Consider the following 12,477-nt stretch of genomic DNA (forward strand, 5'->3'; position numbering starts at 1 on the left):
GGTCTTGGAGGCTAATTTTCAAAAATATCGACTGCAAGTCATGATCCATTTTACGCCGAGCATGGGTTTGACGTTGGGTTTACGGGCAGAGCACCACTTTTTTGACTTAAAAACCGATGTAAGGCTTAAGTATTATGGCTTTTTCAATGATCGTGTGGGCCTTAAAGCGAGCGATACCCGCAGCCAAACACAAGCTAATTTACGTGAAAATACTGGCATTTTAGGTTGATGTATATAGCTATAACCTATAGCGCTTGACCAATAGATGTGCCGCTACAGTGGAGCATGGTGTGAGACTATTAGCCCTCATGTGAGGGCTTTTTGTCGCTGCTAATTTTAGGGAGTAATAGACTCTAATTTTAGGGAATAATAGCCTTTAGCGCGTTGCAAAATAATGCAGTGTAAAAAAGGGTGTAATAGCCATCAGTGTGGTCAGCATATCGAGCCAGCTGTGATATTGCTGGTAGCGCATTAAGGCTAAATAACCCACCAGCGATACCGGCCAAAATACATAGACCCAAGGCTGCTGAAAGACTCCGCCTAATACTCGGCGGCCTTTATGTAGCCAAAACAAGTACCAAACACACGCCCCCGCTGTTGCCGTATGGGTGCTGTAATCCCAGCCTTGGCTGGCCCAAATTCTGTGTGTTGCATCCATAAACATTAAGCCGTAAGCTAAAAAAACCAGCAAGGCAAACGCGCAAAGCTCTTTAAAAGCGATACGTGGCTGGCCTAATTTGGCGGCCATACTGATCAGCGCAATAATCGCTAATGTGGGAATGTAGGTATCCGCAAGTGTGTCTAGTGTTTGGTAGTTAAAAATGGCCATTGTCTACTCTTATTATTGTTGAGGTGGATGAGGGTAGCTGTGCTTATTGTGCCTTAATATCGGCGTTTTGTTGATGGTAGCGAATAAAATAACTACCCCGCATATCAGCTATTCATAGCCTAAACAGGGCGCGTGCTGTAAGCTGCGCGGCTTCTGGGTAATTCGTTGTTTTGTTTGTTGTATTGCTGTACTTGTTGTGCGGCTGCGCCGAGTTTAAGTGAGAAGCTGGCTCGATCAATAAACGCGCACTTGGCAAGTTCCAGCCTTTCTGTTTTGCTCGTTTGGCCTAATGGCCTTTTTGTTTGCCTTTGAATAAATGCACAGGCAAGCCCTTTTTTGTCGTTACCGACCTGAGAACCATGACTACACAAACTATTGAGCAATTTGCTGATTTAGGCTTAGAGCCGACTATTCTTAAAGCGATTGAAGAGCAAGGCTATACCAAGCCCTCGCCCATTCAAGCGCAAGCTATACCCCCCATATTAGAAGGCCGCGATGTCATGGCGGCCGCGCAAACAGGGACCGGTAAGACCGCTGGTTTTACGTTACCTATTTTGCATCGATTAGCACAAGGCCCAAAGGCGGGCGCTAATCAAGTGCGTGCATTAATCTTGACACCGACGCGTGAGCTGGCGGCGCAAGTTGCCGAAAATGTGAAAAGTTATTCTGCTCATCTATCGTTAAGCTCTGCGGTCATTTTTGGTGGTGTTAAAATTAATCCGCAAATGATGCGTTTGCGTCGCGGCACCGATGTACTGGTTGCAACGCCGGGTCGTTTACTGGACTTATATCAACAAAATGCCGTTAAATTTAGTGAGCTAGAAGTCTTAGTCTTTGATGAAGCTGACCGCATGTTGGATATGGGCTTTATTCATGATATTCGTAAGATATTGCGTTTTTTACCCGCGCAGCGCCAAACATTAATGTTTAGTGCAACGTTTTCTGACGAGATCCGTGAGCTTGCCAAAAGCTTGGTCAAAAATCCCGTTCAGGTATCGGTCACCCCTAAAAACGCCACGGCACCCACGGTGACTCACCTTATTCATCCGTGTGATAAAGCCAAAAAGCCTGCACTGTTAGCCCGCCTGATTAAAGATGGCAATTGGCAGCAAGCGTTGGTGTTTAGCCGAACCAAGCATGGCGCCAATAAACTGACTAAATACCTACAAGAGGCTGGTATTAGCGCTGCAGCGATTCATGGGAATAAAAGCCAAGGCGCGCGTACACGTGCATTAGCAGAGTTTAAAGCTGGCGAAATTCGCATTTTGGTGGCTACTGATATTGCCGCTCGGGGGTTAGATATTGAGCAATTACCACAAGTGGTGAATATTGATTTACCCAATGTGCCAGAAGATTATGTTCATCGTATTGGCCGCACAGGGCGTGCAGGTGCAACGGGTAAAGCATTATCATTAGTCAGTGCCGATGAAATCACTCAACTGGTTGATATTGAACGTGTGATTGGGCGTGTGATTGACCGCGAATATATGGAGGGTTATGAGCCCGTGCACGAAGTGCCCGCATCCCCTACGCCGCGTGCACATAAGCCTAAAAAACCCAAAAAACCTAAAAAGCCCTACGGTGATAATCAGCGCGGTGCTAATAGCCCAGCGGGAAATAAGCCTCGCCGCCCCGGTGGCGCTCGCAATAGTGGCCGAACAGGTAGTGCTAACGCTAATCGGGGAAATGCCAACCGAGGCGGTGCTAGTCAAAGCAATAGCGGCAGCAATAATGGCGGTAACCGAGCAAGCTAAAGATATGTCTGGCTAGACGGGACTTAAAAAGGCGCTAACATACTCCGTTAGCGCCTTTTTTATTGGGCGAGCCAGTGACTACTGGCAATATCAATAAGTAGCTGCTTAAGATCGCCTTTATTGTCGCTAAAATTGTCGCTAAAACGGTGATAAATTGCTTGGGTGTTATGGTCTTTAATGGCGTGATTAATCTGAGAGGCATTTTCGAGTTGCGCTGCAAAACTTAGCCATTGGCTCACAAAACACTGCTGGGCCTGTGGAGTGCGGGCTATTTGACTCAATAAATGAGCGGCATCATCAAATGCAATAGAGCGCTTGGTAGTGATATCTAGACGCCCACCGGTATGGATGGCCCGAGTACTTCCATCCGCGAGCGTAAAGTGTGTTTGCAAGTCTCCTTCAGTATTAAATATATTAAGAACACGACCTAGCGGCAAATATTGCTCATGGCAGGCGTTACAGGCCGTATTGCCTCGCGCACGCGCTGTACTGAGATAATACTCAATGGATAGTGAGCGGGGTAGTTCAAAGCCTGCTTTTTTACGCGCTTGCTGATAGCGTGTGTGTATGTGCTGGTAATTATCATTTAAATGACTGCCCGAGGGCGAATAATAGACATCGCACAATAAAGCGTCGCGCATTTTCCAGCCCCGTATGGAGGCGTTATTATTAGCCCTCAAAAATCCCGTCTTAGCAAATAAACCCGGGCGGTTAATATGTTTGAGTATTGTTGCCTCATGGCTTGTTATTGATGGTAGTGACAGCGTGTGAGGGTTGATTAATAAATCATGAAAAGTCCCTTTAAAGTGTGGCTTAAATAACTGGCTGGTTTGCGCAAAGGCAATGGTATACAGCTCGAGGCTAGTATCGCTGTTATCGTAGAGTCCTAACCATTGACTATAAAAGCGCCGAATGGCCCGATAAAAGTTGTGACGATTATGAATTAAGCGCTCAGCCTCTTGGATACGCACCGCATAATAAGCGAGACTGCCATTAAGTGCTTTGTTGAGTAATTGCGTATCGGGCGTGGAGTCATTGAGCATTAAGCTCATACGTGTAGCGACATTGACTAGATTAGGTTGCTTTGTATAGTCAATATAGCGTATCTCTTTCTGCGATAAAAAGGCACTAAGCGCTATAAGGCTGTTAATGCTAAATTGCTGTTGCCAGTGCTGGGTTTCTTGAGGGGTTAATGGCCGGCGTAATAGTTGCTTACCATTGATGGCAAGAAAGGCACTGTGGCAGCTGTGTTGGGTCAGTGCACAGCTCGTGTTGTTGATATAATATTGGGCAAGTGTTGTGAATATTTCGGTATATTCTACGCGAGTACTCACACGTGCAAATGCGATAGCGAGGTCCGCTGGTAAAGCGAAGGGTGTACTATTGGTATGCTCGGAATGTACGAATGCGCTGGCTGAAGCGCCTAAAGCATCGGCCAGCGCATGAGTCAGCTGTATGGCATCCAGTGCATACTCCTTGCGCATTATTATTTCGTTGCAATGATCCGCTGCTGCAGATACACAGGGGCTTGTACTGGATGGCGCTTTATTTGTCGTGGTTGTTAGCGCCGTTGCTGCATGAGAGTGCCTTGGAAGCGGTAGTAGCAGTAATAATACTGTGAATATGCAAAATATTAAAATAACGTTAATAAATATTTTTTTGAAAATGGGTGTCGTTAATGCGGAGTGTTTTGTAAAAAAAATTGCTCTATTAAAATAATATGGCATCGTAATTTCCTTTTTAGCGCTCATAAGTGTTTAAATGTCAAACGTAGGCGAGCCGTGCCATAAATTACGTCATGGTCGCTAAAAAAAGAAGGGTTATTCAGATAAATATATTCTACCTATCTGTCACTACCCTTTTAAAAGCCTGAATGAAAGTCAATTTTACCAGCCATGTTAAATAATAAGAGTACTTGATGTGGCGGGCCATTTATGAAAAATAGCCGGCATAAAAGCGAGTACTCTACAAATGACACGATGGATACCAGACACACCACTATGAAAAACACATTAATTTACCAATTAGGTGATATTGCTGGCCTTGCTCAGGCACAATTTCAAGCGACCTATCAACATATTGATCCTGTTATAGGCATCAACACGCAGTTGCGAAAAAGCGGTTATGCTGTTGATATCATGACTATTGACTGTCATGTATCTAAAAAACGCATGACGTTATTGCTAGAAGATGCCAAGCCTGAAACGGCTGGTTATCAGTTTGGTCGTAGCGACCAAGATCCAAGCGCTCATTTTGAGCCAATAAAAATCAGTGAATTAACGCAACAAGGCTTTTTTGATCTTATGGTAAAAGCTTTAGTTTGCGCCGCTGAATAATGTTAAATGAGAGATGTAGAATATGAACACCCCCGCCATTTTAATGCTGACTGTCGCCGCTACAACCCTCATAGCATGTAAAGCACAAGAGCCAGCCCCTGTGATGAATACTGCTATAGAGCAAAAAGCGACGGCTGACGCTAAAATCTTAGAACTTAAAGTGGCTAAAATACAAGAGCCCGAAGTCAAACCAGCTGTAGTCACAGTAAAGCCAACATCTCAGGTTTTTATTGAAAATGATGGCATATTAGGGTTTAAAATTGGTGCTACGATTGATGTGGAATCTAAAAACCTTAAAAAGAGCGTCCAAGAAAACGGTGAAGGCGACTTTGAGGGTTACTTATTATTAGACAATAGCGGTGAAGAAATAGGGTTTGTTTTTGCAGATCATAAGCATAAAAATATAATTAAAATGATCGAAATTAATAGCCCAAAATATACAACCAAAGAAGGTATTACTATTGGTACAACGTATCAAGAGTTTAAAGCAATGTACCCTCATTCGATTGCTCATGGTAGTGAAATAGAAGGCCGTACTCACAGTCAAGTTGGCAATATTTTGTATCAATGGGATGTGTATTTTGGTCATTACAATATAGACCAATCAAAAATTAAACCTTCTGCAAAAATTATCAGAATGATGATACAAGGTTAAAGTTAACACTAACGCTGCAGGGTAACTTTGCAGCGCATGTACTTAATTCGATACTACTTTCTCATCTGTGTTACTCGAAGCGTTGCATACCCAGCTTGCCCTTTAGAGTGCCTCGCCCCTAACGTGAGCTCTAGCGATCTTTTTGTTTGTAAATAGGGGTGATGGCGTGGGTTTCTTTTTTGACTTCTTTATATTGAGCCACATCGGTTATCGCAGGGTAATTATGGTTGGCTCTGGCGATATCTTGCATCTGCGTTTTTAGCCACTCAGCTTTAACGTTAGCATTGTAATTTAAATAGAGTTTATGGTTGTAAATGGTCCAAACGGTTGGGTCAACAGCCACTGCTCGGCCTTCACCATCGGCCATGGCCCAAGCACAATAGCCACCATATTGGGGGGCATATTTTGTAGGGCTATCCATAAAGAGCACTTTGTTTTCTTCGTTAGCAAAGTACCAATAGGCGCCTCGCCATTTAAAGCGCCATTGCTTGTTACCTTTTTGGGGTGTAGTACTGTTCCAGTAGCTGACAGGGTCATAGCCTTTGATGGCTGCACTGTTAAATACGCCTTTAGTATTAATTGCTGCCACGCTACTGGCAAGCGCTACAGTGTGGGTGATGGATAAAATAATGGCTAAAAACCAGCGAATTATCATGGTCGTATTTCCTCATTTATACCGTGATTAACAACATAATACGGCTATAGACAACATTATTGTAGTTTATGCTCTAGCTTTATTTGTTAGGTTGTTTATACACTTAACGGCGCCAAAATAAAGGCGAAAATAAGACCAGTAAAGTAAATACCTCTAAGCGCCCAAGTAGCATAGCAAAGCATAAGACCCATTTGGCGGGGTTATTGATGGTACTGTAATTAGAGGCTACCTCGCCTAAGCCAGGCCCTAGATTATTGAGCGATGCACCAACGGCGGTAAAAGCGGTAGTGACATCGAGCCCAGTACCGAGTAGCAATAGCATCATAATTACATAGCAAATAACATACACAGCAAAAAAGCCCCATACCGCTTCAACAACGCGATCAGAGACCGTTTTACTACCAATTTTAATCGAGATAATGGCATTGGGATGAATTAGGCGGTTAATTTCACGTACGCCCTGTTTAAAAATTAGCATTATACGAATCATTTTCATACCGCCACCGGTAGAGCCAGCGCAGCCCCCCATAAAAGCAAACATAAAAATAAGATACGGTAAAAAGGTGGGCCAAGAGGCAAAGTCAGCCACGCCGAAACCGGTGGTGGTTAAAATGGAAACCAGCTCAAAAGTGCCTTCGATCATACTTTTGTGTAAGTTGTAGGTACTGGTGTAATACAAATAGCCAACGGTAATGAGTGTGCCTAATAAAATCATACTGAAATAAAAGCGGCATTCTGGGTCGTACCAATAGCTCTTGATATTGCGCGCGCGCCACACGGTAAAGTGCAGTGCAAAGTTAATGCCCGATAAAATCATAAACACAATGGCAACTAAGTAAATCCCCTCATTCTGAAAAAAGCCCATGCTCGCATCGTGGGTCGAAAATCCGCCGATTGCTACAGTTGAATAGGCGTGACCAATAGCATCAAATAAGCTCATGCCCGCCACCCAATACGCCAGTGCGCAGGCCACTGTGAGAGTGAGGTAAATCATAAAAAGCGCTTTGGCGGTTTCGGTAATACGCGGGGTTAGTTTGTTGTCTTTGACAGGCCCTGGAATTTCGGCGCGGTAAAGCTGCATACCACCAATGCCGAGCATAGGCAAAATAGCAACGGCAATCACAATAATCCCGATACCGCCTAGCCATTGTAATTGTTGGCGATAGTACAAAAGCGATTGTGGCATATAATCGAGGCCCACAATGACTGTGGCACCGGTGGTGGTTAGGCCTGATAGCGCCTCAAAAATTGCATCGGTAAAGCTCACTTGCATCGCCGCCGAAAACATAAAAGGTAGCGAACCAAAGAGTGCCAGTACCGCCCAAAACAGTGCGGTAATTAAAAAGCCGTCGCGAGTGCGTAGCTCTTGTCGAATAGTGTATGTAGGAAACCACAACACCAGGCCGGTAATCAACGTAATAAAAAAGGCCAGTAAAAAGCTGAGGTGGCTTTTGTCGTCGTACCATAGTGATACAAATGCCGGCGGAATCAGTGTAAGGCTAAATAACATCAGCAATACACCCAATACTTTGGAAATTATCGATAGCCGCATGACAAAACCTAAAGGTCTAAGTGAAATAAGAGGTTCAAATGATTGCGCTTAAACACTCGGCATATCACAGCTAAGTGCTTAAACGGTGAATTAAAAAAAGGTAAAGCCAACCTGAAAGAGTCGTTCGATATCTTGGGTGTAGCGTTTGTCGACTAAAAATACAATGACATGGTCACCGGACTCGATCATGGTATTGTCGTGTGCAATTAACACCTCGTGTTGTGCCTTACCATCTTCGCTTTGGCTTTGGCGTACAATGGCGGCGATGGTTGAGCCTTCGGGCAGGTCAACATCTTCAACGGCGCGGCCCACTACTTTAGAGCTCTTGTTATCGCCATGGGCAATGACTTCGATAGCTTCGGCGGCGCCACGACGTAGTGAGTGAACACTCACTATGTCGCCTCGCCTTACATGAGTGAGCAGGCTTCCAATCGTTGCTTGCTGTGGCGAAATGGCAATATCAATCTCGCCACCTTGTACTAAGTCGACATAAGCAGCATTAGCGATGAGTGTGAGCACTTTGCCAGCGCCCAAGCGCTTTGCCAGCATAGAAGACATAATGTTGGCTTCATCTGAGTTAGTGACCGCTAAAAACACATCGCAATCTTGGATGTTTTCTTCGACGAGTAAATTGCGGTCCGAGGCGCTGCCCTCTAAGACAATACTGCTATTGAGTTGTGACGATAAAAAATGCGCTTGCTCAGGGTTAAACTCAATGACTTTAACTGAGTATTTAGACTCCAAATTTTTGGCCAAACTAAAGCCAATATTTCCACCCCCGGCAATGACTAAACGCTTATAAGGACGATCCAAGCGACGCAATTCACTCATCACAGCGCGAATATCAGCACGCGCAGCAATAAAAAAGACTTCGTCATCGGCTTCGATAACCGTATTGCCTGTAGGTGTGATTGCACGATTGCGGCGATAAATCGCGGCAACGCGGGTATCAACATTGGGCATATGCTTACGCAAAAAGCGCAGCTCTTGGCCAACTAAAGGGCCGCCATAATAGGCTTTAACCGCAACTAGCTGCACACGTCCATCGGCAAAGTCGAGCACCTGTAATGCGCCAGGTTGCTCGATAAGGCGAGTAATATGCTGCGAAACAATTTGTTCGGGCGAGATAATCACATCAACCGGCATGGCTTCGTTACGAAATAAACCAGGGTATTGCGCGTACTCTTGTGAGCGAATACGAGCAATTTTGGTGGGTGTTTTAAATAGACTATGAGCAATTTGGCAGGCAACCATATTGATCTCATCATCGCTGGTGACAGCAATGAGCAAGTCAGCATCTTCGATACCGGCTTGCTGCAATACCGTGGGGTGAGAAGCGTGACCCACCACTACGCCAATATCGAGATGATCGCGTAAATCACGCAAAAAATGTTCGTTTTTATCGACAATGGTAATGTCGTTGGCTTCGCTTGCGAGGTTAGCGGCCAATGTACCGCCGACTTGGCCTGCGCCCAAAATGATAATCTTCATTGGGGTTGATTGCTCTTAGCTATCATTGACGGTGCTGGTATTGCCAGTGCGCGCACTAAGGCAGGTACCGAGCTGTGCGTTTTTACTACATGACTCACAATAAAAATATTCACTATGACTTTATCTGCTGAACGCATTGTAGGCTTTCTTGGGTCAATGTCACCTTTTGTTCCCGTTTTCTTGGGCGGTCATGTTGTACTGGCGTTATATATTATGCGTGCTTTTGCAGTACGCAATAATAAAAACCATCATGGCCGTTTTCTTGGGGGAATAACTGCCTGCCGACGGGCCTCTCGATACCCCAAGGTTCTCTGCTATCTGGCTCAATCATAATATGTTGTGCATCGGTATGCTTGGCTAAAAATGCTTGTATGCTGTCTTCATTTTCTTGGGGCAGTACAGAGCATGTTGCGTAAACTAAAAGGCCACCTTTTGAGAGTGTTGGCCAAAGCGCTTCAAGTATTTGTTGTTGTAGCTCGGCCAGCTTGCCAATGTCGTCGGGTCTGCGCAAAAGCTTAATATCGGGATGACGACGAATAACACCGGTGGCCGAACAAGGAGCATCGAGTAAGATGCGGTCAAAGGGCTGGCCGTCCCACCAAGCTTGGGTATCGCTGGCATCGGCGATTTTAAGTGTCGCGCTGTGGCCTAGGCGCTCTAAATTTTGTGCAACGCGCCCCATGCGTAGGCCGTCGACATCGAGTGCGACAAGCTCTTTGATTTGAGGTGCTTGCTCTAAAATATGGCAACTTTTACCGCCGGGTGCGCAGCAGGCATCTAATACGCGCTGCCCAGGCGCTAATTGTAATAGCTCAGCACTTAATTGCGCGGCTTCGTCTTGCACGGCAAACCAGCCTTCTTGGTAACCAGGCAGCTGAGTCACATCGCAGGCTTCAAGGGTTAGCGCTTGTGCGCTAAAGGTATTCAGGCGGTATTGGGCTTCGGGGCGGGCGGTTTCTAGCGCTTTTACGTAATCATTACGGCTAATCTTTTTTTGATTGATACGTAAGGTGAGCGGTGGGTGCTGGTTATTACCGGCCAATACCGCTTTCCAGTGATTAGGCCAAGCTTTTCGCACGCGATCACAAAGCCACTGCGGGTGTGCATAAGTAAAAACGGGGTTACTAGCCAAAGGCACCGTTAGGGTTTCACGCTCGCGCATAAAGCGGCGTAGTACGCCGTTGAGCAGGCCTGTTGCCCAGCTTTTTTTGAGTTTTTTGGTCGCTTCGACGACCGAATTAATAGCCGCGTGGTCGGGAATGCGGGTGTGCTCGAGCTGGTAAAAGCCCATAAATAAAAGCGCTTTAATTTCAGTCTCTTTGGCTTTAATGGGTTTGCTCATCAGCTTTTTAGCAACCAGCTCATAGGCATAGGCATAGCGTGCAACGCCAAAGCACAGCTCTTGCAATAAGCCTTGATCGCGCTCACTCACTTCGGGGCTAACATGGCTTAATGCTTGGGTGAGTGATTTACCGTCGCGCATCACAGCGGTTAACGCTTTGGCGGCGCCAATGCGTGTATCGATGATTTTGATGGCTGCATGCTTCACGGGATGATTCTTATATGTGGGGTGACGTGTGTGGGCGTTACTCAAAACAAATTCCTAAGGCTAGCTTAGCCGCTACCCCGTTTAATAAATCGCGTGCAGGCATGGCTTTTTTGCCCGGCAACTGCAATAAACTAGCCGCTATAGCGCCATCACCTGTGGCGATGTGAATTTGGTGCTCAGCATGACTAATAATAGTGCCTGGTGCCGCGCTATGGGCTTGTGAGCTCTGAGTGGCTTCAAAAATACGGATGCGCTCACCGTTTAAGGTTGTGTGACAAACAGGGAAAGGGTTAAACGCGCGCACTTTTTGTAAAATAGTATGGCTTGTAGCTTGCCAATTAATTGCGCCGTCTTGCTTACTGAGCTTGTGAGCATAGTTGGCTTGGCTATCGTCTTGTGGCTCGGGTGTGAGTGCGCCTTGGCACAGTAAATCGAGTGTTTTGAGTAGCGCGGGCGGGCCTAGCTCGGCCAACTTATCATGTAGCGTGCCCGCGGTTTGCGTGGCGGTAATAGGGCAGGTGACCTTGTACAGCATATCGCCAGTATCGAGCCCTGCATTCATTTGCATAATCGTAATGCCGGTTTCAGTATCACCTGCTTCAATGGCGCGTTGAATCGGTGCAGCACCACGCCAACGTGGCAAAATAGAGCCGTGCACATTGAAGCAGCCAAAGCGTGGCGTCTCTAAAACTGCTTGTGGTAATAATAAGCCATAAGCCACCACAATCATAAGGTCAGCATTATGCTCGGCCAGTATTTTTTGTTCGTCTTCGCCCTTTAAGCTGACGGGTTGCAATATTGGCAAGCCAGCCTCAAGAGCCACTTGTTTGACGGGGCTGGCGTGTAGCTTTTTGCCGCGTCCTGCAGGGCGATCGGGCTGAGTGTAGACGGCAACCAGAGTGTGCCGAGTGTCGAGTAGCTGGCTGAGATGTGTTGCGGCAAAGTCGGGCGTGCCAGCAAAAATAATGCGCAGGCTGCTATCGGGTGTGAGCGGTGGGGCAGATGTATTAGGCATGAGTGACCTCTGGCGCACTATGTGCTGTGCGCCACTGTAAGGGTATGGATCGCAAAAGCCACTTGGGCAGATACTTAGACCGTTGGGGCAAGTATTTACTTGTGCTTGGCTATTTTTTGCAGCTTACTGCGAATACGGTTGCGCTTAAGGTTTGATAGGTAGTCAACAAAAAGCTTACCGTTAAGGTGGTCCATTTCGTGTTGAATACACACAGCCAGTAAACCATCGGGTTCTAAAGTAAACGTTTTACCGTCTTTATCTAGCGCTGTAACCTTGATGTTTAAAGGGCGTTCAACGCTTTCGTAAAAACCGGGTATGCTCAAACAGCCTTCATCGTATTTTTCTTTGTCGCCGCCTAGCACTTCAATGCTAGGATTAATAAATACCAGCGGCTGTTTTTGATCCTCAGAGACATCAATAACAATAATCTGCTCATGTACATTGATTTGTGTTGCTGCTAAACCTACTCCAGGGGCGGCATACATGGTATCGAACATGTCGTCTATAATCTGACGTACGCGTTCATCAACGGTTTTAACGGGGCTTGCAAGTGTTCGCAGGCGCGGATCGGGGAATGTAAGTATCTCTAACTGTGCCATTAGCCTTTGTGACAAACCTCTAGTAAAAAGGTAAAGCGCGCT

The 12,477-nt window shown here is 46.0% G+C and carries 12 protein-coding genes; 4 read left to right on the forward strand and 8 right to left on the reverse strand.

Going from position 1 to position 12,477, the window contains the following annotated elements; genetic code table 11:
• Window positions 1-229, forward strand: a 229-nt coding sequence (locus AC438_RS16995; protein WP_162230753.1) for a hypothetical protein, incomplete at its 5' end; no start/stop codon positions are given.
• Between the two features lie 147 nt (window positions 230-376).
• On the opposite strand, the gene AC438_RS14175 is transcribed toward AC438_RS16995, so the two are convergent.
• Window positions 377-829: a hypothetical protein gene (locus AC438_RS14175; RefSeq protein WP_053981925.1), complete on the reverse strand. Its 453-nt coding sequence runs from the start codon at window positions 827-829 to the stop codon at window positions 377-379.
• Window positions 830-1,188: 359 nt separating this feature from the next.
• Here AC438_RS14175 and AC438_RS14185 point away from each other — a divergent pair, with 359 nt between their 5' ends.
• Window positions 1,189-2,583: a DEAD/DEAH box helicase gene (locus AC438_RS14185; protein WP_053981927.1), complete on the forward strand. Its 1,395-nt coding sequence runs from the start codon at window positions 1,189-1,191 to the stop codon at window positions 2,581-2,583.
• Between the two features lie 59 nt (window positions 2,584-2,642).
• Here AC438_RS14185 and AC438_RS14190 read toward each other — a convergent pair whose 3' ends face one another.
• Window positions 2,643-4,067, reverse strand: a complete 1,425-nt coding sequence (locus AC438_RS14190; protein ID WP_162230754.1) for a DUF1592 domain-containing protein — start codon at window positions 4,065-4,067, stop codon at window positions 2,643-2,645.
• A gap of 516 nt (window positions 4,068-4,583) precedes the next feature.
• Between AC438_RS14190 and AC438_RS14195 the strand changes: the two genes are divergently transcribed.
• Window positions 4,584-4,919, forward strand: a complete 336-nt coding sequence (locus AC438_RS14195) for a hypothetical protein (protein WP_156312433.1) — start codon at window positions 4,584-4,586, stop codon at window positions 4,917-4,919.
• A gap of 22 nt (window positions 4,920-4,941) precedes the next feature.
• Window positions 4,942-5,574 carry a hypothetical protein gene (locus AC438_RS14200; protein ID WP_053981930.1) on the forward strand — a complete coding sequence of 211 codons (633 nt, stop codon included), beginning with the start codon at window positions 4,942-4,944 and terminating at the stop codon, window positions 5,572-5,574.
• A gap of 130 nt (window positions 5,575-5,704) precedes the next feature.
• On the opposite strand, the gene AC438_RS14205 is transcribed toward AC438_RS14200, so the two are convergent.
• The 6 genes from AC438_RS14205 to def all read right to left on the reverse strand — a co-directional run bounded on the left by AC438_RS14205 (window position 5,705) and on the right by def (window position 12,435).
• Window positions 5,705-6,229: a YHS domain-containing (seleno)protein gene (locus AC438_RS14205; RefSeq protein ID WP_053981931.1), complete on the reverse strand. Its 525-nt coding sequence runs from the start codon at window positions 6,227-6,229 to the stop codon at window positions 5,705-5,707.
• Window positions 6,230-6,332: 103 nt separating this feature from the next.
• Window positions 6,333-7,781 (reverse strand): TrkH family potassium uptake protein, encoded by a 1,449-nt coding sequence (locus AC438_RS14210; protein WP_053981932.1) that lies wholly within the window; start codon window positions 7,779-7,781, stop codon window positions 6,333-6,335.
• Window positions 7,782-7,871: 90 nt separating this feature from the next.
• Window positions 7,872-9,272, reverse strand: a complete 1,401-nt coding sequence (gene trkA, locus AC438_RS14215) for a Trk system potassium transporter TrkA (RefSeq protein ID WP_053981933.1) — start codon at window positions 9,270-9,272, stop codon at window positions 7,872-7,874.
• A 211-nt stretch (window positions 9,273-9,483) separates the two neighbouring features.
• Window positions 9,484-10,866, reverse strand: a complete 1,383-nt coding sequence (gene rsmB / locus AC438_RS14220; protein WP_338011128.1) for a 16S rRNA (cytosine(967)-C(5))-methyltransferase RsmB — start codon at window positions 10,864-10,866, stop codon at window positions 9,484-9,486.
• Window positions 10,859-11,836 (reverse strand): methionyl-tRNA formyltransferase, encoded by a 978-nt coding sequence (gene fmt / locus AC438_RS14225; RefSeq protein ID WP_053981934.1) that lies wholly within the window; start codon window positions 11,834-11,836, stop codon window positions 10,859-10,861. Before fmt ends, rsmB begins: the two co-directional genes overlap by 8 nt.
• Window positions 11,837-11,931: 95 nt before the next feature.
• Window positions 11,932-12,435, reverse strand: coding sequence for a peptide deformylase (gene def / locus AC438_RS14230; protein ID WP_053981935.1), 504 nt, complete (start codon window positions 12,433-12,435; stop codon window positions 11,932-11,934).
• Between the last annotated feature and the right edge of the window lie 42 nt (window positions 12,436-12,477).

Origin of the sequence: Marinagarivorans algicola, from assembly GCF_001292705.1 — a bacterium.
GTDB classification, from domain to species: domain Bacteria; phylum Pseudomonadota; class Gammaproteobacteria; order Pseudomonadales; family Cellvibrionaceae; genus Marinagarivorans; species Marinagarivorans algicola.